Origin of the sequence: Streptomyces sp. SID12488, from assembly GCF_010548275.1 — a bacterium.
Lineage (GTDB): Bacteria > Actinomycetota > Actinomycetes > Streptomycetales > Streptomycetaceae > Streptomyces.
In genome coordinates, this window is the sequence record NZ_JAAGLT010000010.1 from 13,696 (window position 1) to 34,497 (window position 20,802).

Below are 20,802 nucleotides of genomic sequence, written 5' to 3' on the forward strand. Positions count from 1 at the left end.
CCGGAGACCGACAAGAGGTCGACGGTAGATCTACGAGAGGGGTTCCTCCGGGCGGCGCATCCCGCGCACCTTGGGTAGGCTGACGATCGCGTCAACAACGCGACAAGATCCGCGAGGATCGCCAAGGTGCGCCGGGAAGTCTGGTCGGCATGCGTTTCGTGCTGCCCACCGACCGGAGGACTCCCCGTGGCCGCCCCCCGCACCCCCAGCCGCAAGCTCCTCGGACGGCTCTCGCTGCCCGAGCGGACGTACGTCGCGGACGCGCTGCGGACCGAGACCGTCGGCGGAGTGCTGCTGCTCGTCGCCGCGATCGCCGCGCTGATCTGGGCGAACACCCCGGCCAAGGACAGCTACGAGGCGGTCCTCGACTTCCACGTCGGGCCCGCCGCCCTCGGGCTCGACCTCTCCCTCCAGCACTGGGCCGCCGACGGACTGCTCGCGGTCTTCTTCTTCGTCGCCGGCATCGAACTCAAGCGCGAACTCGTCGCCGGGGATCTGCGCGACCCGAGGGCCGCCGCGCTGCCCGTCGTCGCCGCCCTGTGCGGAATGGCCGTACCGGCACTCGTCTACACCCTCACCAACGTCACCGGCGGCGGTTCGCTCGCCGGCTGGGCCGTGCCGACCGCCACCGACATCGCCTTCGCGCTCGCCGTGCTCGCCGTCATCGGTACGTCCCTGCCGAGCGCCCTGCGCGCGTTCCTGCTGACGCTCGCCGTCGTGGACGACCTCTTCGCCATCCTGATCATCGCGGTCTTCTTCACCGACGACCTGAACTTCGCCGCGCTCGGCGGCGCGCTCGTCGGCCTCGTGGTCTTCTGGCTGCTGCTGCGCAAGGGCGTACGCGGGTGGTACGTGTACGTCCCGCTCGCGCTCGTCATCTGGGGGCTGATGTACAACAGTGGTATCCACGCCACCGTCGCCGGTGTCTCGATGGGCCTGATGCTGCGGTGCACGACCCGGACCGAGGCCGGGGAGAAGTGCTCACCCGGCGAGCACGTCGAGCATCTGGTGCGGCCCCTGTCCGCCGGGCTCGCCGTGCCGTTGTTCGCTCTGTTCAGTGCGGGTGTCTCGGTGTCCGGCGGGGTGCTGGGGGACGTGTTCGCACAGCCCGAGACCCTCGGGGTCGTGCTCGGGCTCGTCGTCGGGAAGACGCTCGGGATCTTCTGCGGGACCTGGTTGACTGCACGTTTCACCCGCGCCTCGCTCAGCGACGACCTCGCCTGGGCCGACGTCTTCGCCGTCGCCTCACTCGCCGGCATCGGGTTCACTGTCTCGCTGCTGATCGGCGAACTCGCGTTCGACGGCGACCCCGCGCTCACCGACGGGGTCAAGGCAGCCGTCCTGACCGGCTCGCTCATCGCCGCGCTCGCCGCGACCGTCCTGCTGAAGATGCGGAACGCCAGGTACCGCAAGCTCTGGGAGGCGGAGGAGCGCGACGACGACCTCGACGGCATCCCCGACATCTACGAGGAGCACGATCCGGCGTACCACCTGCGCATGGCCGACATCTACGAGGGGAAGGCGGCAGAACACCGACGCGTCGCCGGGCTCAAGGCCGCCGAACTGGAGGCCGCCGAGCGGGACCGGCTTGCCGAAGGGGTGGGCGGGGCGGGCGACGAGGGTGACGGTCCGGCATGATCTGACACGTAGACGTCAGACATCCGGTCGGACACCCGGTCAGGTGCTTGCGTCAGGCCGTACGTTCAGACATCCGAGCAGGACGACCAACACAACAGGGAGATCTCGATGAGCGCACCCGACGGCAGCCCGGTCGGCGCCGAACGCAGCATCGGCCAGTTGTTCGCCTCGGCGACGACCGAGATGTCCGCGCTGGTGCACGACGAGATCGCGTTGGCGAAAGCCCAGCTCAAGCAGGACGTGAAGCGCGGTGTGACGAGCGGCGGTGCGTTCACGGTGGCCGCCGCCGTACTGGTGTTCTCCCTGCCGATGCTCAACTTCGCACTGGCGTACGGCATTCGGACCTGGAGCGACTGGAACCTCGCGGTCTGCTTCCTGCTGTCGTTCGCCGCGAACGTCCTCCTCGCCGTCCTCCTGGTGCTGGTCGGCGTCGTCTTCGCGAAGAAGGCCAAGAAGGGCAAGGGCCCGCAGAAGGTCGCCGCGTCCGTGAAGGAGACGGCGGGTGTCCTCCAGAACGCCAAGCCGCACCCCCGGCCCGCCCCGGTGAGTGACGCGGTCGAGGTTGTGGCACGCTCGTCCTCATGACGGACCCCGCCACACCCCCGGCGCAACCCGCGTCCGCCCAGCCCTCATCGACGCAACCCGCCTCGGCCGTACGGCTCGATCTTCCCGGTGGGCGCGAGGTGATCCACCGGGATGTCGCCGCGAACGGCGCCCGGTTCCACATCGCCGAGGTGGGCGACGGGCCGCTGGTCATGCTCGTGCACGGGTTCCCGCAGTTCTGGTGGACGTGGCGGCACCAGCTGACCGCCCTCGCCGACGCCGGCTTCCGGGCCGTCGCCATGGACCTGCGGGGCGTGGGCGGCAGCGACCGTACGCCCCGGGGTTACGACCCCGCGAACCTCGCCCTCGACATCACGGGCGTCGTCCGGTCCCTTGGCGAGCCCGACGCCGCGCTGGTCGGCCACGACCTGGGCGGATACCTGGCGTGGACGGCCGCGGTGATGCGCCCCAAGCTGGTACGGCGGCTCGTGGTCGCCTCGATGCCCCACCCCCGGCGCTGGCGCTCGGCGATGCTCTCCGACGTCAGGCAGACGGCCGCCGGCTCCTACATCTGGGGGTTCCAGCGGCCCTGGCTCCCCGAGCGGCAGCTCATCGCGGACGACGGGGCGCTCGTCGGGCGGCTGATCCGGGACTGGTCGGGGCCGCGGCTGCCCGATGACGAGGCGGTGGAGGCGTACCGCAGAGCCATGTGCATCCCGTCCACCGCGCACTGCGCGATCGAGCCGTACCGCTGGATGATCCGCTCGATGGCACGTCCGGACGGCATCCAGTTCAACCGGCGCATGAAACGGCCGGTGCGGGTGCCGACTCTCCATCTGCACGGCTCACTCGATCCGGTACTGCGCACACGCAGCGCGGCCGGCTCCGGGGAGTACGTCGAAGCGCCGTACCGCTGGCGCCTGTTCGACGGGCTGGGGCACTTCCCGCACGAGGAGGATCCGGTCGCGTTCTCGACGGAACTGATCAACTGGCTGAAGGACCCCGAACCGGACCGGTGACCGGGCTGGTGACCCGACAGGGTGAGGGTGCCGGCGCGCCTCGTATCCGAGAACTGGAACAGGTGTACTACGAACAGCCAATTGCCCGGCGCATAGGCCGATTGGGGGCCCATGGGGCGGTTATCGACCTTGGGGCAGGGGCAGACGTCGGGGTATGGGCTGGACGCACGACTACAGTGACGCCGCACGCAATCGCCGCTCGGGCCACGGTCTGAGCTCCCACCAAGGAGGTTCCCCGCACATCGCGGGGACCGATCTGAAGGTGGGAATCCCGCGCATCCTGCGCCGTCGGGCCCGCTGGGTCTCGATGCGCCTGCGCCACCCCCGCCCCTGAACCCCTCAAGGCTTCAGAGCGCGCAACTGTCGCTGTCCACCTGCTGGTTGGCGGTGCGCCCCTGGGCGATGTCCTCCTGGATCTCGTCCGCCGTGAGCGCGTAACCGGTGTTCGGGTCGTCGAGGGACTTCGCGAAGACCACGCCGTACACCTTGCCTTCAGGCGTGAGCAGCGGGCCGCCGGAGTTGCCCTGGCGGACAGTCGCGAACAGGGAGTAGACATCGCGGCGGACCGTGCCGCGGTGGTAGATGTCCGGGCCGTTGGCCGTGATGCGACCACGCACGCGCGCGGGCCGGACGTCGTACGAACCGTTCTCCGGGAAACCGGCGACGATCGCGCTCTTCCCGCTGCCCGCGTCCTCGGTCGAGAACCGCAGCGCGGGCGCGCGCAGATCGGGTACGTCGAGTACGGCGATGTCGCGCTCCCAGTCGTAGAGGACGACCGTCGCGTCGTACTTCCTGCCCTCGCCGCCTATCTGGACGGTGGGCTCGTCGACGCCGCCGACCACATGCGCGTTGGTCATCACGCGCCGCTCGCCGAAGACGAAGCCGGTGCCCTCCAGTACCTTGCCGCAGCTCTGGGCGGTGCCCATGACCTTGACGATGGAACGCTGGGCTTTGACGGCGACTGCGCTGTCGGCGAGCGCGGGGTCGGGCGGATCGACGTCCTTGATGGGCTCGTTGGCGAACGGGCTGAAGACCTGCGGGAAGCCGTTCTGCGCGAGGACCGAGGTGAAGTCCTTGAACCAGGTGTCGGCATCGGAGGGCAGCACCTCCGACACCCCTGCCAGCACCTTGGAGCCGCGGACCTCCTTGCCCACCGTGGGCATCGTGGTCTGCGCGAGGGCGGCGCCGATCAGCCAGGCGACCAGGAGCATCGCGACGACGTTGACGAGGGCCCCGCCGGTCGCGTCGAGGGCGCGGGCGGGCGACCAGGTGATGAATCGGCGCAGTTTGTTGCCGAGGTGGGTGGTCAGGGCCTGGCCGACGGAGGCGCAGACGATCACGATGACGACCGCGACGACGGCGGCGGTCGTACTCACCTCGGCCTCGTCGGTCACGCCGTCCCAGACGACGGGCAGCAGATAGACGGCGACGAGACCCCCGCCCAGGAAGCCGATCACCGACAGGATGCCGACGACGAACCCCTGGCGGTAGCCCACGATCGCGAACCACACGGCGGCGACCAGCAACAAGATGTCCAGCACGTTCACAAGGGCCACCCTGTCACGCGCGCCAGTCCAGCGGGACCTGCTTGTTTCTGTCCCAGGGGCGCTCCCAGCCCGAGTAGTGCATGAGCCGGTCGATGATCCCGGCCGTGAAGCCCCACACGAGGGCCGATTCGACCAGAAATGCCGGACCCTTGTGGCCGCTCGGGTGCACGGCGGTCGCACGGTTGGCCGGATCCGTGAGATCCGCCACGGGGACCGTGAAGACCCGGGCCGTCTCGTTCGGGTCGACGACCCCGACCGGTGTCGGCTCGCGCCACCAGCCCAGCACGGGCGTGACGACGAAGCCGCTCACCGGGATGTAGAGCTTGGGCAGTACGCCGAAGAGCTGGACGCCGGCCGGATCGAGCCCCGTCTCCTCCTCGGCCTCGCGCAACGCGGCCCGCAGCGGCCCGTCGCCCTGCGGATCGCCGTCCTCGGGATCGAGGGCCCCGCCGGGGAAGGAGGGCTGCCCGGCGTGGGAGCGCAGCGAAGTGGCCCGCTCCATGAGCAGCAGCTCGGGCCCGCCACCATCGCTGCCGTCGCCGCCCTGGTGTCCGCCCTTGCCCTCCCCCTCTCCGAAGAGGATCAGGACGGCCGACTGGCGGCCCGCGCCGTCCTCGGGCGGCAGGAAGCGGCTCAGCTGGAGCGGCTCGACCGTCTCGACGGCGTGCACCACCGGATCGAGCCAGCCGGGCAGGCCGTCCTTGCTGAGCGTTGCCTCGCCGCCCTGTGTGTTGCTAGCGCGCGTCACCGCCACCCCCGTTCTGCTGCTTCCAACGCCTGCGGCTGCCCTGTTGGTTCCGCCGATGCCGGATGGCTCCCGGTCATCGCCTCGCACCTCGCCCCGAGCCTCATCCGGCCGCCTGCGGCGGCGCCGGGATGCCGCCCGCGTCGAGGTAGGCCTGCGGCGGGTTCAGTCGCTGGCCGGGGAAGCCGCCCTTCTCGTACTTCAGGAGCTTGTGCGCCTTCTCCGGGTCGGTCTCGCCCTCCCCGTACGCCGGGCAGAGCGGGGCGAGCGGGCAGGCGCCGCAGGCGGGCTTGCGGGCGTGGCAGATTCGGCGGCCGTGGAAGATCACGTGGTGCGAGAGCATCGTCCAGTCGCTCTTGGGGAAGAGCGCGCCGACGGCCGCCTCGATCTTGTCCGGGTCCTTCTCCGCCGTCCACTGCCAGCGGTGCACGAGCCGCTGGAAGTGCGTGTCCACGGTGATGCCGGGGCGCCCGAAGGCGTTGCCGAGCACGACGAAGGCCGTCTTACGGCCCACACCGGGGAGTTTGACGAGGTCTTCGAGGCGGCCGGGCACTTCGCCGCCGAACTCCTCGGACAGGGCCTTGGACAGCCCTATGACCGACCTGGTCTTGGCCCGAAAGAAGCCGGTCGGGCGCAGGATCTCCTCGACCTCCTCGGGGTTGGCGGCGGCCAGGTCCTCGGGGGTGGGGTACTTGGCGAAGAGGGCCGGTGTCGTCTGGTTGACCCTCAGGTCGGTGGTCTGGGCCGACAGGACCGTGGCGACGAGCAGTTGGAAGGAGTTCTCGAAGTCCAGCTCGGGATGGGCGTACGGATAGACCTCGGCGAGCTCCCGGTCGATCCGGCGAGCACGCCGGACGAGCGCGGTGGGCGACTCGTCCCGGGGCGGCTTCGGGGCGGCGGCCTTGGAAGCGGGCTTCGGGGCAGCGGTCTTGGCGACGCCGGTCTTTGACGCGGCCGTCCTGGAGACGGCTGCCCTGGCGACGCCCGACCTAGAGGCGGCTGTCTTGGAAGCAGTGGCTTTGGAGACGGGCTTGGCGGCGGCCGACTTCGTGGGGGCAGCCTTCGTCGGGGCGGCCTGCTTGGTCGCGGTCTTCTTCGTTGCGATTGGCTCCGCCGCGGTCGACTTCCTTGCTGCCGGCTTCTTCGCCGCCGCGGAGGCAGCCCTCTTCGCCGGTGCGGCTCTCTTCACCGTCCCGGCCGATCGCGCGGCCTGCTTCTTTGGGGCGCTCTTCGCGGCCGTCGCACCTGCCTCGGCCGTCACGGTCACCTTCTTGGCGGCTTTCTCCACCGACATCACCTCTGCCGCTTTCTCCGCATTCCGACCCCCACCCGCATCCTGTTCGCCCACAGCGGAATCACGCCTTGCGGCCACCCGCTCAGCCCCCTTGGCCTGTGCTCCCACCGGCGATTTGGACACCCGGCCAGCCTAGAGCCCGGCACTGACATCCGCCCCGGACCCTGGAGATCGGCGCCCAATTGGCCCCCTGCCACACTGCCCGGGAGACCCGTGCGGCATCCTTGTGACAGATCACACTGTTTGGACCGTCCGGCAAGATGGGGAACCGGTCCCCGTTAACCGGGGAGCAAGATCCCCTGAGCAGGTCGACAAGGAGAGAACTCGTGGACGACGTTCTGCGGCGCGCCCCGCTCTTCGCGGCGCTGGATGACGAGCAGGCCGCGGAGCTCCGCGCCTCCATGAGTGAGGTGACCCTCGCGCGCGGTGACGCCCTGTTCCATGAGGGCGACCCGGGTGACCGGCTCTACGTGGTGACCGAGGGCAAGGTCAAGCTCCACCGCACGTCTCCGGACGGGCGCGAGAACATGCTGGCCGTCCTCGGCCCCGGCGAGCTGATCGGCGAGCTGTCGCTGTTCGACCCGGGCCCGCGCACGGCAACGGCCACCGCACTGACCGAGGTCAAGCTGCTCGGCCTCGGCCACGGCGACCTCCAGCCCTGGCTGAACGCCCGCCCCGAGGTGGCCGCCGCGCTCCTGCGCGCTGTCGCCCGGCGTCTGCGCAAGACCAACGACCAGATGTCCGACCTGGTCTTCTCCGACGTGCCGGGCCGCGTCGCGCGTGCCCTGCTCGACCTCTCGCGCCGCTTCGGCGTGCAGTCGGAGGAGGGCATCCACGTCGTGCACGACCTGACCCAGGAGGAGCTTGCCCAGCTCGTCGGCGCCTCCCGCGAGACGGTCAACAAGGCGCTCGCCGACTTCGCGGGCCGCGGCTGGCTGCGCCTGGAGGCGCGGGCCGTGATCCTGCTGGACGTGGAGCGCCTCGCGAAGCGTTCGCGCTAGCCGGGAGCCGTCCGTACGCATGAGAGGGGCCCTGCCGCACGGCGGGGCCCCTCTCGCATTTCAAGGGGTTCACCGGGGCGGGGGCCACGCGGTGACGAGAACGTGCTGAACCGAACCAAGGGGTGGGTGGGATGCACCAGGACAGAGCACCCGAGTCGGTCTGGGCGGCTGCGCCGGAGCCCGCGAAGCGCCGGTTGCGCCTGTTCCGCCGGGACCCGGAGGCGCAGACGCTGTGGCAGTCCGAGTTCGAGCAGCGGGACCTCGGCGAGCCGCTCGGTCTGTGGGCGACGGACGAGGCGGTGACCCTGGCCCGCTTCGACCGCGTGACGGCGTACGCACCGGCGACCGGTGAGCCCCTCTGGACCTGGCAGCCGCCGGGCCGGGACGTGATCGTCAGGGTGTCCCAGGACGCCCAGGACGGCCTGGGAGTCGTCCTGCACCACGACGACGGCGAGCCGGGCGCCACGCACGTCCGCCTCACCGCCCTCGCTCTCGGCTCCGGGGCCGTGGCCTGGTCGCGTGAGCAGTCCAAGAAGCAGCTGGGATACGTCGGTGCCGACCACGCGCGCGAGGTGGCGATCGGCGGCGGCCGGACAGTGACCGTCGCCAGCCGGGAGGCGGACGCGCCGCCGGTCGTCCGGTGTCTCGACACACGAACCGGCGACCTCCAGTGGGAGCGGTCGCTTCCGGACCGTGCGGGCGACCGGTTCTCCGTCCTGGCGACGGACCCGCCGGTCCTGTCCGTCCGTAACGACGGCGAGCGCTCCCGCCCCCGGCTGTACGTGGTCCGCGAGGACGGCCAGTGGCACGTCGAACTTCCCGACGGCTACAAGGACTTCGGGCCCGCGGTCGGCGTCGTCGGCGACACGCTCGCCGTCGGGCTGGAACCGGACGAACCCGCCGGCGACGAGAAGAGCGCCGACACGCTCCTGCGTGCCTACTCCGTCCGGACCGGCGAGCAGCTCTGGGAGTGGCGCGTGGATCACGGCCGTACGCTCCATCCTCTGGCCCACCGCGGGTACTTCCTGGTGGGCAACGGCTACGGCAGCCGGGTGACCGTCCTCGACCCCGCTGACGGGCGGGTCGTCGCGGAGCGCAGGTTCCCCGGCTTCAGCTACCGGGCGCGGTACGCGGCCTGGGGCGACCGCCTGGCTGTGGTCTGCCACGCGGTGAGCGAGACCCGGCGTCTGCGCGTGTTCCGCTGGAAGTGACGTGACGTCTGGACGTGACGTGACGTACGGGGTGTCGGCGCGCCCGGGGCTGGACGAGCACGGGTTCATCGCGCGTGAGGGCTCCCTCGCGCGCGTGCCGCCCGTTTTCCGGCCCGTCGTCGGTGCGGCCCGCGACCGGGTCGTCGACGTCTTCGGGGCGCGGCTGCACAGCGCGTACGTCTACGGGTCCATCCCGCGCGGCACCGCGCGCGTGGGCCGCAGCGACCTGGACCTTCTGCTCGTCCTGCGCGATGAGCCCACGGAGGCGGACCGGGCGGCGGCCCGCGCGCTGGACGCGGAGCTCGACGACGAGTTCGAGCAGATCGACGGCTCCGGCACGCTGCTGGCCTCTCGGGCACAGGTGTTGAGCGACCTGGAGAGGCACGACCTGGGCTGGTTCGTGGCCTGCCTCTGTACGCCTCTCCACGGCGAGGACCTCGCCGGGCACCTGCCCCGCTACCGTCCCGACTCCCTCCTCGCCCGTGAGACCAACGGCGACCTGGCCCTGTGCCTCCCGCGCTGGGGGCGCCTGATCGCCGAGGCGACCGCCCCGGGGGCTCCTGCGGGGGCGGTACGCGCACGCGTGCGGGGCATTTCCCGTCGGCTGGTGCGTACCGGCTTCACACTGGTCATGCCTCGCTGGGAGGGCTGGACCAGCGACCTGTACGAGATGGCCGAGTCGTTCGCCGCGTACTACCCGCAGTGGGGCCCGCGCATGAGGGAGGCGGCGTCACTGGGCCACGAGCCGACGGACGACCCGGCCGTCCTGCGGTCGTTTTCGCGCTCGCACGTCGAGGAGCTGGGCTCGTGGCTCGCCGAGGAGTACACGCGCGTGCACGGCGTCAAGGCACCCAGGCCCGAATAGGGGCCCGGGCCGGGGCTAGATGAGGCCGTGGTCGCGGAGGTACTCCAGCTGGGCGCGTACGGACAGTTCGGCGGCCGGCCACAGGGAGCGGTCGACGTCCGCGTACACGTGGGCGACGACATCGGCGGGGTCGGTGTGGCCGTTCTCGACCGCCGTCTCGACCTGGGCGAGCCGGTGGGCGCGGTGGGCGAGGTAGAACTCGACAGCGCCCTGGGCGTCGTCCAGGACGGGACCGTGACCCGGCAGGACCGTCCGGACTCCGTCGTCCACCGTCAGAGACCTGAGCCGCCGCAGAGAGTCCAGATAGTCCCCCAGGCGGCCGTCAGGATGGGCCACCACGGTCGTTCCGCGCCCCAGGACGGTGTCTCCCGTCAGAACGGCTTGATCGGCCGGGAGATGGAAGCACAGCGAGTCCGCGGTGTGCCCCGGCGTCGGTACGACCCTCAGCTCCAGCCCGCCGACGGTCACGACGTCCCCGTGCCCGAGGCCCTCGTCCCCCAGCCGCAGCGCCGGATCGAGCGCCCGCACGTGCGTCCCCGTCAGCTCGGCGAACCGTCCGGCGCCCTCCGCGTGGTCCGGATGCCCGTGCGTGAGCAGCGTCAGCGCGACCCGCTTGCCGGCCTTCCGCACGGTGTCGACGACATGCCTGAGGTGTACGTCGTCCAGGGGTCCCGGGTCGACGACGACGGCCAGTTCGGAGTCCGGCTCGGAGACGATCCAGGTGTTCGTGCCGTCGAGGGTCATCGCGGAGGCGTTGGGCGCGAGGACGTTGACCGCGCGCGCGGTGGCGGGTCCCGAGAGGACTCCGCCGCGCGGCTGGCCGGGGAGAGCGGCGGCTTCGGTCATGCCGGGGCTCCGCCGATCCGGATGTGCTTGGTGAACTCCTCGTGCCCCGGCCAGGCGAGCACGATCTCGCCGTCCTCCAGGCTGGCCCTGGCCAGGACAGGGGCCAGGTCGCGCTCCAGAGCCCCGGCGAGGGCCCCGGAGACGCTGTCGTACGGTGCCAGCGCGCGCAGGGTCGCGATCGTGGGCGGCAGCATCAGCAGCTCGCCCCTGTCGTACGCGGCTGCCGCGTCGGCCGGTTCGATCCACACCGTGCGGTCCGCCTCTGTGGAGGCGTTACGGGTGCGCTGGCCCCGCGGAAGCGCGGCGACGAAGAACCAGGTGTCGTAGCGGCGGGACTCGAACTCCGGGGTGATCCAGCGGGCCCACGCCCCGAGGAGGTCCGAGCGGAGCACCAGCCCGCGGCGGTCCAGGAACTCGGCGAAGGACAGTTCACGGGCGACCAGGGCGGCGCGGTCCGCCTCCCAGTCGTCGCCCGTGGTGTCACCGACCACGGAATCGGCGGCCGGGCCCGCGAGCAGGACGCCCGCCTCCTCGTACGTCTCCCGTACGGCGGCGCAGACGACCGCCTGGGCGGACGTCTCGTCGGTGCCCAGGCCCAGCCGGGACGCCCACCACGCGCGCGTGGGACCTGCCCAGCGGATCAGGTGGTCGTCGTCCCGCGGGTCGACTCCGCCGCCCGGATACGCGTACGCGCCCCCGGCGAAGGCCATGGAGGCGCGTCTGCGCAGCATGTGGACGACGGGGCCGGCGTCGGTGTCCTTCAGGAGCATGACGGTGGCCGCGCGCTTGGGGGTGACCGGGGTGAGGGTGCCTTCGGCGAGTCCGCGGATGAGGTCCGGCCACTCCGGTGGGTACCACTGCCCGTTTGCCATGGGCGGAGGCTATCCGGTGGTGGGCGCATGTTCGAGGCCCCGGGGTTTCTCGCCCCCGCCGCCCCTACCCGTCCCGCCCCTGGGGGCTGCCGCCCCCAGACCCCCGCTTCGGCCCTGAAGGGGCCTCGTCCTCAAACGCCGGACGGGCTAAAAATCGCTCAGCTCAACCTGGACCTCTACCTCGACAGGCGCGTCGAGTGGCAGTACCGCCACGCCTACCGCGCTACGGGCGTGGACGCCCTTGTCGCCCAGTACCTCGCCGAGGAGTTCGCTCGCACCGTTGACGACCCCGGGCTGGCCCGTGAAGTCGGGCGCCGAGGCGACGAAGCCGACGACCTTCACGACGCGCGCGATCCGGTCGAGGTCACCGGCGACCGACTTGACGGCCGCGAGCGCGTTCAGCGCACACGTGCGGGCCAGTTGCTTGGCCTCCTCGGGCGTGACCTCCGCGCCGACCTTGCCGGTGACCGGGAGTTTCCCGTCCACCATGGGCAGCTGGCCCGAGGTGTACACGTACACCCCCGACCGCACGGCCGGCTGGTACGCGGCCAGCGGCGGCACGACCGGGGGCAGCGTCAGCCCCAGCTCGGCGAGGCGCGCCTCGACCGCGCTCACGACTTCTCCCTCTTCAGGTACGCCACGAGCTGCTCGGGGTTGTTCGGCCCGGGCACGACCTGGACGAGCTCCCAGCCGTCCTCGCCCCAGGTGTCCAGAATCTGCTTCGTGGCGTGGACGAGCAGCGGCACGGTCGAGTATTCCCACTTGGTCATGGAGGCGACTTTATCCGCTGGCGCCGGGCACTCCACGCCCACGTTGTCCACAGCCCCCGGCGTAGCTTCGCGCCGGACTGGTTAACCTCGAATACGTGAGCAGGTTCCAGGTCGTCAGCGGTAAGGGCGGGACCGGAAAGACCACGGTCGCCGCAGCGCTCTCGCTCGCCCTCGCCACCGAGGGGAAGCGCACGCTTCTCGTCGAGGTCGAGGGCAGGCAGGGCATCGCGCAGCTCTTCGAGACAGAAGTGCTGCCTTATGAGGAGCGGAAGATCGCCGTCGCTCCCGGGGGCGGGGAGGTGTTTGCCCTCGCCATCGACCCCGAGCAGGCGTTGCTGGACTACCTCCAGATGTTCTACAAGCTCGGGAGCGCGGGCCGTGCCCTGAAGAAACTCGGGGCGATCGACTTCGCCACCACCGTCGCCCCCGGGATCAGGGACGTCCTCCTGACCGGCAAGGCGTGCGAGGCGGTCCGCCGGAAGGACAAGAGCGGGCGGTTCGTCTACGACCACGTCGTGATGGACGCCCCGCCGACCGGCCGCATCACCCGTTTCCTGAACGTCAACGACGAGGTGGCCGGCCTAGCGAAGATCGGCCCGATACACAATCAGGCGCAGGCCGTGATGCGCGTGCTCAAGTCGCCGGAGACGGCGGTGCACCTGGTGACACTGCTGGAGGAGATGCCCGTCCAGGAGACCGCGGACGGTATCGCCGAGCTGCGGGCGGCGAAGCTGCCGGTGGGGCGGATCATCGTCAACATGGTCCGTCCCGAGGTTTTGGACGAGGCCGAGCTGGAACTTCTGCGGGCGGCTCCGCGCGGCGCGCTCGCACGGTCCCTGTCGGCCGCCGGGCTCGGCGGGGCGCGGCGCGGCGGGAACGCCGAGAAGTTGGTGGACCCGCTGCTTACCCAGGCCGAGGAGTACGCCGAGCGGTATGCGCTGGAGCACGAACAGCGTTCAGTGCTGGGTGAGTTGCAGTTGCCGCTGCACGAACTGCCGCTGTTCACCGAGGGTATGGACCTGGCAGGTCTGTATCAACTGGCCCACGAGCTGCGGAAGCAGAGGATGTCATGAGCCCGGACCCGCACAACACCGCACCCCGCCATGGCCTGTCCCCCGCGCGCGTGCTCGAGGTGGATCCGCTGATCGACGATCCGAACACGCGGATCGTGGTGTGCTGCGGAGCCGGCGGGGTCGGTAAGACGACCACCGCGGCGGCACTCGGGCTGCGCGCCGCCGAGCGGGGGCGGAAGGTGGTCGTACTCACCATCGACCCGGCCCGCAGGCTCGCCCAGTCCATGGGCATCGACTCGCTCGACAACGTGCCGCGGCGGGTCAAGGGCGTCGACGGCGGCGGCGAACTGCACGCCATGATGCTCGACATGAAGCGGACGTTCGACGAGATCGTCGAGGCGCACGCCGACGGTGAGCGGGCCGCCGCGATCCTCGCCAACCCGTTCTACCAGTCGCTCTCGGCGGGCTTCGCGGGCACGCAGGAGTACATGGCGATGGAGAAACTGGGGCAGTTGCGGGCACGCGACGACTGGGACCTCATCATCGTCGACACGCCTCCGTCCCGGTCCGCGCTGGACTTCCTGGACGCCCCGAAGCGGCTCGGTTCGTTTCTCGACGGCCGACTGATCCGGCTGCTGACGGCGCCGGCGAAGCTCGGGGGGCGCGCGGGAATGAAGTTCCTGAACGTCGGGATGTCGATGATGACCGGCACCCTGGGCAAGCTTTTGGGCGGCCAACTCCTCAAGGACGTCCAGACGTTCGTGGCCGCGATGGACACCACCTTCGGTGGTTTCCGTACCCGCGCCGACGCCACGTACCAGCTGCTTCAGGCACCCGGCACGGCGTTCCTCGTGGTGGCGGCCCCGGAGCGGGACGCGCTGCGCGAGGCCGCCTACTTCGTGGAACGGCTGGCCGCGGAGGACATGCCGCTCGCCGGACTGGTGCTCAACCGGGTCCACGGCAGCGGCGCCGCCCAGCTGTCGGCCGAGCGTGCGCTCGCCGCCGCAGAAAATCTTGAAGAGCCCCGCATTGTCGATCAGGAGGACGGGAAAGCTGGACTTCGTAACTCTCCCGACACGTACGGCAGTTCAGACCAGCCAGACCATCCGGATCACTTGGATCACTCGGACGTCGAAGAACACGTCGAAGGCTCCCCCAGCGCCACCGACAGTGGCCCGACCGCCGACCCGGGTGAACCCAGCGTTGAACCCACCGTCCGACAACTCACCGCAGGCCTGCTCCGGTTGCACGCCGACCGTATGCAACTGCTCTCCCGCGAGCAGCGCACACGCGACCGCTTCACCGCGCGCCACCCGGAGGTGGCGGTGACCGAGGTCGCCGCACTGCCCGGCGACGTACATGACCTCGCGGGCCTGCGGAACATCGGCGACCGGCTCGCGACCGAACGGCCGGAGCTGCCGGCGCTTCCGGAGCTGTCGAAGCCTTCCGGAGACGAGTGACCGACGACGAGTGACTGATCGGGACGGCGGTGACCGACCGAGAGGCTCAGCCCACCGCCAAGTAGTTCTCGTACACCTCTTCCTCATCGAGGGGCAGGATTCCCGCCCCCCGCTCGTACTCCGTACGCGCTGTTTCGAGCAGCCGACGCCACGAGGTGACGGTGGGACGCCTGCGCAGCAGTGCGCGGCGCTCCCGCTCCGTCATTCCTCCCCACACGCCGAACTCGACGCGGTTGTCGAGCGCGTCAGCCAGGCATTCCGTGCGTACCGGACATCCGGTGCACACCGCCTTGGCCCTGTTCTGCGCTGCTCCTTGAACAAACAGTTCATCCGGATCGGTAGTGCGGCAGGCCGCCTGCGCACTCCAGTCGGTAACCCAGCCCATACCGGCGCCGTCCTCTCCCGAATCGAGGCTCCCCCACGGCGGCAGCGGCATATTCACCGCCGCCAGTTGAGGACGTTACGGAAGGAGGGCACAGCGCAACACCCCCTTCGGGCCCAATCTTGAATGGCCCGAACGGACTATGGGTAAGCGGCAGATCACCCGGGGGAGTGAGCGACCGACATGCGCGACCATCCCGACGAAGCGGGAGGTTTCGGCCGGTTCACAACGGACACCATGTGACACACGAGGTGGATCCGGGCACGTAGTCCACAAAAAAATCCACAAAAAAGTTGGACAACATCCGAACCGTTTCGGGTCTCGCGGACGTATTGATACGTGACCTCACTGCTGTGACAGTTGTGAACAGCTTAGGCCAAGGCCTATACGTGTGTCCGGCGAATGAGAACGTAGGCTGCCCTCATGCCAAACAAGCGCTCGGGCGGTGGCCTGTCGGTGATCCAGCAGGCCTCCAAGTTCCTCGGTGTCAGCGTGCTCGCGGGAGCCGTCATGGCGGGCATCGCCCTGCCCGCCGCCGGCGCGCTCGGTCTCGCGGCCAAAGGTTCGGTCGAGGGATTCGACGAGATCCCGGCCAACCTGAAGCGCCCGCCGCTCAGCCAGCGCACCACCATCCTGGACGCCAAGGGCGGCCAGCTCGCCACGGTCTACTCGCGCGACCGCACGGTCGTCGAGCTCAAGGACATCTCGCCGTACATGCAGAAGGCGATCGTCGCGATCGAGGACTCCCGGTTCTACGAGCATGGCGCGGTCGACCTCAAGGGCGTCCTGCGTGCGCTCAACAAGAACGCGCAGAGCGGTGGCGTCGCGGAGGGCGCCTCCACGCTCACGCAGCAGTACGTGAAGAACGTCTTCGTGGAGGAGGCCGGCGACGACCCGACGAAGGTCGCGCAGGCCCAGCAGCAGACGATCGGCCGCAAGATCAAGGAGCTGAAGTTCGCGATCCAGGTCGAGGAGGAGCTGGGCAAGAAGAAGATCCTCGAGAACTACCTGAACATCACGTTCTTCGGCCAGCAGGCCTACGGCGTCGAGGCCGGCGCCCGCCGCTACTTCTCCAAGTCCGCGAAGGACCTCACCCTCGCCCAGTCGGCCCTCCTGGCCGGCATCGTCCAGTCGCCGACCCGGTACGACCCGGTGAACGACCCGGCGGAGGCCACCAAGCGCCGCAACACCGTGCTCCAGCGCATGGCCGAGGTCGGTGACATCTCCCGCCAGGAGGCCGCCGCCGCCAAGGAGCAGCCGCTCGGCCTGAAGGTCAGCCAGCCCAAGAACGGCTGCATCGCGGCGGTCAAGGGCGCGGGCTTCTTCTGCAAGTACGTCGAGCAGGAGTTCCTCGCCAGCCCGGTCTTCGGCAAGACCCGCGAGGCCCGGACGAAGATCTGGAACCAGGGCGGCCTGACCATCCGTACGACGCTGGACCCGCAGTCCCAGGCGTCCGTGCAGGCGTCGATCAAGGAACACGTGTACAAGTCGGACAAGGTGGCGACGGCGGTCACGCTGGTCCAGCCGGGCACCGGCAAGATCCTCGGCATGGGCCAGTCGAAGCCGTACGGCTACGGCAAGAACGAGACCGAGATCAACTACTCGGTCGGCAACGACCGGGGCGGCTCCAACTTCGGCTTCCCGACCGGTTCGACGTTCAAGCCGTTCGTGGCGGCGGCCGCCCTGGAGGAGGGCCGCCCGCCGATCCAGGAGTACTCGGCGCCGTACGAGATGGAGTACCCGAGCCCGGTCCAGACGTGCAGCGGCAGTCCGTGGATCAACCAGGAGAAGGCGAAGGTCGAGAACGAGAGCGAGTCGGAGAAGGGCCCGTACCGCCTTCGTAAGGCGATGGAGCTGTCGGTCAACACCTACTTCGTGCAGATGATCTCCGACATCGGTCTGTGCCCGGTGGTCAAGATGACCGACGCGCTGCACGTGACGCAGGGCAACGGCGACAAGCTGCCCGAGGTGCCCGCCATCGCCCTCGGCTCCAAGGGCATCTCCCCGCTGACGATGGCGAGCGCGTACGCGGCCTTCGCCTCCCGGGGCACGTACTGCACGCCGATCGCCATCACGTCGATCACGCAGAAGACCGGCAGTGGGCAGAAGTCGCTGGCGGTCCCGAAGTCGACGTGCACGCGCGCGATGTCGGAGACCACCGCGGACACGATCAGCACCCTGCTCAAGGGCGTCATCGACTCCGGCACCGGTCAGTCGGCCGGCCTCACCGACGGCCGCGACAACGCGGGTAAGACGGGTACGACGGACGAGCGCAAGAACGCCTGGTTCGTCGGCTACACGCCGACCCTGTCCGGCGCCGTCTGGGTCGGCAGCGCCATGCAGAACGTGAAGATGCGCAACATCACGATCGGCGGCGAGTACTACGACCTCGTCTTCGGCGGCAAGGTCCCGGGCCCCATCTGGAAGGACGCCATGGCAGGCGCCCTCGAGGGCAAGCCGTCCGGGAACTTCAACTTCGTCCCCATCATCGAACCGACCGTCCCCAAGCCGGACGACAACGGCGACAACGACGGTGACACCGGGGGCGACAACGGCGGGAACAACAACGGCAACAACAATGGCGGCAACACGGACGGCAACAACGACAACGGCGGGAACACGACGTTCCCGACCCCGTCCTTCTCCATCCCCGAGAACCTCTTCCAGGGCCAGAGCAATGGAAACGGCAACGGAGGCGGCCGGGGCTGACGTCCCGGCCGGGGATCGACGCCGGGCGACGCCGGAAGTCCCTGGCGAGAATCCAGGCCGGCATGACACCTGAGCAACGAGGCAGGACCGCACCCTGGGCGAAGGCCCTCGGTGCGGTCCTGCTCACGCTGGTGGTGACGCTCGTGGCCTCCTGGGTCGTCGCGGACCACCGAGAGTCCGCCCGGAAACACACCGCCCTCGAGAACACGCGTGACGACGCCCGCCGTTTCGCCGACGCCCTCGTCGCCAGGGGCGGCACGCTCTCCCGCCAGGACGTCGAGGACACCCTGGCGAGGGCCACGGGCAACGGACACGGCAACGGCCTGCTGTACAAGCTGAGTTCCGCGAACGGCCGGACGCAGGTCGTCGTGCTGTTCGCACGCGTCTACCAGCGCTCGGTGTCTGTCTTCGGCCCGGCCGAGTCCATGGCCGACCGCTGCTTCACCGTCGACCTGCCCATGTCGGCGGCCACCCGGGAGAGCGTCCGCATCGTCGCGCACGATGCGGACGACTCCTGTACGGAGGTGGCGGCGAGGGTCGGCTGACGCACTCCACCGCTGTGGGACGAAGAGGCACTCAGCCCGCGAGGAGCCTCTTCACGGCGGCGGCGACCCGGCCGCCCTCGGCGAGGCCCGCGACCTTCGGGTTCACGATCTTCATGACCTGGCCCATGGCACGTGGCCCCTCGGCACCGGCCGCCTTCGCCTCCTCGACCGCCTGGGCGACGATCCGGTTCAGCTCCTCGTCGTCGAGCTGCTTGGGCAGGTAGGCGGCGAGCAGCACGCCCTCCGCCTTCTCGCGCTCGGCCTGCTCGGGGCGGTTGCCCTGCGCGAAGGCGTCGGCGGCCTCACGGCGCTTCTTCGCCTCACGGGTGATCACCTTGGTGACCTCCTCGTCGGAGAGTTCGCGCTTCTCCTTGCCGGAGACCTCTTCCTGGGTGATCGCGGTGAGGGTGAGCCGGAGCGTCGAGGAGCGGAGCTCGTCGCGCTCCTTGATTGCGGCGTTGAGGTCTTCCCTGAGCTTCGACTTGAGCGTGGTCATGGGATCGATTGTCGCAGGTGCGGGAAGGGCACCGCCCGTGGATTTCCACCGTCCGTCCGGGCCTGACACGATGGGAGCATGCGCGCGCGATACGCAGTACCCCTGGGAATCACGGCCGTTGCCGCCGCCGGCCTCGTCTACTCGGCGGGTTTCGAGACCCGTTCCTTCCGTCTCCGACGGGTGACCGTGCCAGTGCTGCCCGCAGGCATGCGGCCCCTGCGTGTGCTCCAGGTCTCCGACATCCACATGGTCGGCGGGCAGTACAAGAAGCAGCGCTGGCTCCGCTCCCTGGCCGGCCTGCGCCCCGACTTCGTGATCAACACGGGCGACAACCTGTCCGACCCGGAGGGCGTGCCCGAGGTGCTCGACGCGCTCGGCCCGCTGATGGAGTTCCCGGGCGCGTACGTCTTCGGCTCGAACGACTACTACGGCCCCAAACCCCGTAACCCCGCCCGGTACCTGCTCGAGAAGACCCAGGGCAAACACGGTCTCAACGGCAACCCGCCCACGGTCGACGTGGTCCACAACCCGTGGGAGAACCTGCGCGACGGCTTCGACACGGCGGGCTGGCTGAACCTGACGAACACCCGCGGCACGCTGAAGATCGACGGCATGTCGGTGGAGCTGACCGGCCTGGACGACCCGCACATCAAGCGGGACCGCTACGCGCAGGTGGCCGGCGGCCCCTCGAAGACGGCGGACTTCTCGATGGCCGTCGTCCACGCCCCCTATCTCCGGGTCCTGGACGCGTTCACCGCGGACGACTACCCGCTGACCCTGGCCGGCCACACGCACGGCGGCCAGCTGTGCATCCCCTTCTACGGCGCCCTGGTCACCAACTGCGACCTGGACACCGACCGGGTGAAGGGCCTGTCGACACACACGGCGGAGGGCCGGACGTCGTACCTCCACGTCTCGGCGGGCTGCGGCGCCAACCGCTACACGCCGGTACGGTTCGCCTGCCCGCCCGAGGTCACCCTCCTGACGCTGACGGCACAGGCGTAACCCACACAGACCGCCCGGATCGCCCCATTTGCCCTCCCGCCCTAGCGTGAGGGCATGACCGCCCCGATACCCAGGGACATCCCGGACCTCCCCGCGCTCCCGGGCGGACCGGCCCTCCTCGCCTCCCCCGTCCCCGCCACGGCGGTAGTGCCGCCGATACGCCGCCCCGTGACGGCGGTCTTCCGCCTCCTCACCGCCGCCACGGCGGCCACGGCCGTGACAGCCGAACTGCTCCTCGGCAGCCCACTCCACGTCCTGAGCCTGTTCACGATCCAGAGCAGCATCCTGCTGGCCCTGGTCATGACCGTCTCGGCCCGCCGCGCCTGGACAGCCCACCGCCCCCTGCCCGCCACCCTGACGGGCGCGACGCTCCTGTACGTCGTGATCGGGGCCCTGGTCCACCACTTGCTGGTGTCCAACCCGTCGAGCCCGTTCGCCACACCGTCTCCGCCGACAGGCTGGCACGTCATCACCGACCAGATCCTGCATACGGCGGTCCCGATCGCGGCGCTCGTGAACCTGCTGCTTCTGACCACCTCCGGCCATCTGCACCTGCGCCAGGCGGCACCGTGGCTCCTGTACCCCCTGGCGTACCTGGCCTTCTCCCTCGCCCGAGGCGAACTGCTGCTCCCGGGCACGCCGAACCGCTATCTGTACGGCTTCCTCGACGTGGCCGAGCACGGCTACAAGAGCGTCCTGGGCAACGCCCTCCTCCTCGGCCTCGCCTTCTACGCCCTCGCCGTCCTCCTCGTAACCCTCGACCACATCCGCCCGAACCCCGTCCACCACCGCGCCAAAACCGGATTTCGCCTGGGGCCACCCGTGGGCTAAAGTAAGCGAA

22 protein-coding genes are annotated in these 20,802 nt (G+C 70.0%); 13 read left to right on the top strand and 9 right to left on the bottom strand.

Annotated elements, in window-relative coordinates:
- Positions 1-186: 186 nt before the first annotated feature.
- The 4 genes from nhaA to G3I56_RS43895 all read left to right on the top strand — a co-directional run bounded on the left by nhaA (position 187) and on the right by G3I56_RS43895 (position 3,534).
- Positions 187-1,638, top strand: coding sequence for a Na+/H+ antiporter NhaA (gene nhaA / locus G3I56_RS17495; protein ID WP_164409926.1), 1,452 nt, complete (start codon positions 187-189; stop codon positions 1,636-1,638).
- A gap of 108 nt (positions 1,639-1,746) precedes the next feature.
- On the top strand, positions 1,747-2,223 hold the full coding sequence (locus G3I56_RS17500) for a phage holin family protein (RefSeq protein WP_164409927.1): 477 nt from the start codon (positions 1,747-1,749) through the stop codon (positions 2,221-2,223).
- Entirely contained in the window at positions 2,220-3,200 is a 981-nt protein-coding gene (locus tag G3I56_RS17505; RefSeq protein WP_164409928.1) for an alpha/beta hydrolase, read from the top strand. The genes G3I56_RS17500 and G3I56_RS17505 overlap by 4 nt, the downstream gene beginning before the upstream one ends.
- Before the next feature lie 154 nt (positions 3,201-3,354).
- Positions 3,355-3,534 carry a hypothetical protein gene (locus tag G3I56_RS43895; protein WP_164409929.1) on the top strand — a complete coding sequence of 60 codons (180 nt, stop codon included), beginning with the start codon at positions 3,355-3,357 and terminating at the stop codon, positions 3,532-3,534.
- 13 nt (positions 3,535-3,547) lie between these two features.
- Here G3I56_RS43895 and G3I56_RS17515 read toward each other — a convergent pair whose 3' ends face one another.
- From G3I56_RS17515 to nth, 3 genes are all read right to left on the bottom strand, one after another.
- The gene (locus G3I56_RS17515) at positions 3,548-4,747 is read right to left on the bottom strand and encodes a MarP family serine protease (RefSeq protein WP_164409930.1); all 1,200 of its coding nucleotides are present in this window, start codon (positions 4,745-4,747) and stop codon (positions 3,548-3,550) included.
- 13 nt (positions 4,748-4,760) lie between these two features.
- Positions 4,761-5,495 carry a CoA pyrophosphatase gene (locus tag G3I56_RS17520; protein WP_164409931.1) on the bottom strand — a complete coding sequence of 245 codons (735 nt, stop codon included), beginning with the start codon at positions 5,493-5,495 and terminating at the stop codon, positions 4,761-4,763.
- Between the two features lie 100 nt (positions 5,496-5,595).
- Complete coding sequence (gene nth / locus G3I56_RS17525; protein WP_164410233.1) at positions 5,596-6,681, bottom strand: endonuclease III; 1,086 nt, start codon at positions 6,679-6,681, stop codon at positions 5,596-5,598.
- Positions 6,682-7,112: 431 nt separating this feature from the next.
- Between nth and G3I56_RS17530 the strand changes: the two genes are divergently transcribed.
- From G3I56_RS17530 to G3I56_RS17540, 3 genes are all read left to right on the top strand, one after another.
- On the top strand, positions 7,113-7,787 hold the full coding sequence (locus tag G3I56_RS17530) for a Crp/Fnr family transcriptional regulator (RefSeq protein WP_006382668.1): 675 nt from the start codon (positions 7,113-7,115) through the stop codon (positions 7,785-7,787).
- Positions 7,788-7,918: 131 nt separating this feature from the next.
- Positions 7,919-8,998: a PQQ-binding-like beta-propeller repeat protein gene (locus G3I56_RS17535; protein WP_164409932.1), complete on the top strand. Its 1,080-nt coding sequence runs from the start codon at positions 7,919-7,921 to the stop codon at positions 8,996-8,998.
- Position 8,999: 1 nt separating this feature from the next.
- Positions 9,000-9,863, top strand: a complete 864-nt coding sequence (locus tag G3I56_RS17540; RefSeq protein WP_343239974.1) for a nucleotidyltransferase domain-containing protein — start codon at positions 9,000-9,002, stop codon at positions 9,861-9,863.
- A 15-nt stretch (positions 9,864-9,878) separates the two neighbouring features.
- On the opposite strand, the gene G3I56_RS17545 is transcribed toward G3I56_RS17540, so the two are convergent.
- From G3I56_RS17545 to G3I56_RS17560, 4 genes are all read right to left on the bottom strand, one after another.
- Positions 9,879-10,709, bottom strand: coding sequence for an MBL fold metallo-hydrolase (locus G3I56_RS17545; RefSeq protein ID WP_164409933.1), 831 nt, complete (start codon positions 10,707-10,709; stop codon positions 9,879-9,881).
- The gene (locus G3I56_RS17550; protein ID WP_164409934.1) at positions 10,706-11,581 is read right to left on the bottom strand and encodes an NUDIX hydrolase; all 876 of its coding nucleotides are present in this window, start codon (positions 11,579-11,581) and stop codon (positions 10,706-10,708) included. Before G3I56_RS17550 ends, G3I56_RS17545 begins: the two co-directional genes overlap by 4 nt.
- 147 nt (positions 11,582-11,728) lie before the next feature.
- On the bottom strand, positions 11,729-12,196 hold the full coding sequence (locus G3I56_RS17555) for a RidA family protein (protein WP_164409935.1): 468 nt from the start codon (positions 12,194-12,196) through the stop codon (positions 11,729-11,731).
- Complete coding sequence (locus G3I56_RS17560) at positions 12,193-12,351, bottom strand: DUF4177 domain-containing protein (protein ID WP_164409936.1); 159 nt, start codon at positions 12,349-12,351, stop codon at positions 12,193-12,195. Before G3I56_RS17560 ends, G3I56_RS17555 begins: the two co-directional genes overlap by 4 nt.
- A 95-nt stretch (positions 12,352-12,446) precedes the next feature.
- On the opposite strand from G3I56_RS17560, the gene G3I56_RS17565 reads away from it, so the two are divergent.
- Together G3I56_RS17565 and G3I56_RS17570 are read left to right on the top strand one after the other, a co-directional pair.
- Positions 12,447-13,424, top strand: coding sequence for an ArsA-related P-loop ATPase (locus G3I56_RS17565; protein WP_164409937.1), 978 nt, complete (start codon positions 12,447-12,449; stop codon positions 13,422-13,424).
- Positions 13,421-14,824 carry an ArsA family ATPase gene (locus G3I56_RS17570; protein ID WP_164409938.1) on the top strand — a complete coding sequence of 468 codons (1,404 nt, stop codon included), beginning with the start codon at positions 13,421-13,423 and terminating at the stop codon, positions 14,822-14,824. The genes G3I56_RS17565 and G3I56_RS17570 overlap by 4 nt, the downstream gene beginning before the upstream one ends.
- A gap of 46 nt (positions 14,825-14,870) precedes the next feature.
- Here G3I56_RS17570 and wblA read toward each other — a convergent pair whose 3' ends face one another.
- A complete protein-coding gene (wblA, locus tag G3I56_RS17575; protein WP_053745774.1) occupies positions 14,871-15,209 on the bottom strand; it encodes a transcriptional regulator WblA in 339 nt (112 codons plus the stop codon).
- Positions 15,210-15,629: 420 nt separating this feature from the next.
- Here wblA and G3I56_RS17585 point away from each other — a divergent pair, with 420 nt between their 5' ends.
- Both G3I56_RS17585 and G3I56_RS17590 read left to right on the top strand, forming a co-directional pair.
- On the top strand, positions 15,630-17,915 hold the full coding sequence (locus G3I56_RS17585) for a transglycosylase domain-containing protein (protein ID WP_164409939.1): 2,286 nt from the start codon (positions 15,630-15,632) through the stop codon (positions 17,913-17,915).
- 62 nt (positions 17,916-17,977) lie between these two features.
- Positions 17,978-18,460, top strand: a complete 483-nt coding sequence (locus G3I56_RS17590; protein ID WP_164409940.1) for a hypothetical protein — start codon at positions 17,978-17,980, stop codon at positions 18,458-18,460.
- Between the two features lie 31 nt (positions 18,461-18,491).
- Here G3I56_RS17590 and G3I56_RS17595 read toward each other — a convergent pair whose 3' ends face one another.
- Positions 18,492-18,956, bottom strand: coding sequence for a GatB/YqeY domain-containing protein (locus G3I56_RS17595; RefSeq protein ID WP_164312488.1), 465 nt, complete (start codon positions 18,954-18,956; stop codon positions 18,492-18,494).
- 78 nt (positions 18,957-19,034) lie between these two features.
- On the opposite strand from G3I56_RS17595, the gene G3I56_RS17600 reads away from it, so the two are divergent.
- Positions 19,035-19,961: a metallophosphoesterase gene (locus G3I56_RS17600; protein WP_164409941.1), complete on the top strand. Its 927-nt coding sequence runs from the start codon at positions 19,035-19,037 to the stop codon at positions 19,959-19,961.
- 54 nt (positions 19,962-20,015) lie between these two features.
- Positions 20,016-20,792, top strand: a complete 777-nt coding sequence (locus tag G3I56_RS17605; RefSeq protein WP_164409942.1) for a Pr6Pr family membrane protein — start codon at positions 20,016-20,018, stop codon at positions 20,790-20,792.
- Positions 20,793-20,802 lie beyond the last annotated feature (10 nt).

Coding starts and splice junctions, on each gene's coding strand:
- G3I56_RS17535 (WP_164409932.1), top strand. CDS start 7,919: ATGCACCAGGACAGAGCACCCGAGTCGGTCTGGGCGGCTGCGCCGGAG.
- G3I56_RS17595 (WP_164312488.1), bottom strand. CDS start 18,956: ATGACCACGCTCAAGTCGAAGCTCAGGGAAGACCTCAACGCCGCAATC.
- G3I56_RS17560 (WP_164409936.1), bottom strand. CDS start 12,351: ATGACCAAGTGGGAATACTCGACCGTGCCGCTGCTCGTCCACGCCACG.
- G3I56_RS17590 (WP_164409940.1), top strand. CDS start 17,978: ATGACACCTGAGCAACGAGGCAGGACCGCACCCTGGGCGAAGGCCCTC.
- G3I56_RS17500 (WP_164409927.1), top strand. CDS start 1,747: ATGAGCGCACCCGACGGCAGCCCGGTCGGCGCCGAACGCAGCATCGGC.
- G3I56_RS17585 (WP_164409939.1), top strand. CDS start 15,630: ATGCCAAACAAGCGCTCGGGCGGTGGCCTGTCGGTGATCCAGCAGGCC.
- G3I56_RS17605 (WP_164409942.1), top strand. CDS start 20,016: ATGACCGCCCCGATACCCAGGGACATCCCGGACCTCCCCGCGCTCCCG.
- G3I56_RS17545 (WP_164409933.1), bottom strand. CDS start 10,709: ATGACCGAAGCCGCCGCTCTCCCCGGCCAGCCGCGCGGCGGAGTCCTC.
- G3I56_RS17570 (WP_164409938.1), top strand. CDS start 13,421: ATGAGCCCGGACCCGCACAACACCGCACCCCGCCATGGCCTGTCCCCC.
- wblA (WP_053745774.1), bottom strand. CDS start 15,209: ATGGGCTGGGTTACCGACTGGAGTGCGCAGGCGGCCTGCCGCACTACC.
- G3I56_RS43895 (WP_164409929.1), top strand. CDS start 3,355: ATGGGCTGGACGCACGACTACAGTGACGCCGCACGCAATCGCCGCTCG.
- G3I56_RS17505 (WP_164409928.1), top strand. CDS start 2,220: ATGACGGACCCCGCCACACCCCCGGCGCAACCCGCGTCCGCCCAGCCC.
- G3I56_RS17550 (WP_164409934.1), bottom strand. CDS start 11,581: ATGGCAAACGGGCAGTGGTACCCACCGGAGTGGCCGGACCTCATCCGC.
- G3I56_RS17600 (WP_164409941.1), top strand. CDS start 19,035: ATGCGCGCGCGATACGCAGTACCCCTGGGAATCACGGCCGTTGCCGCC.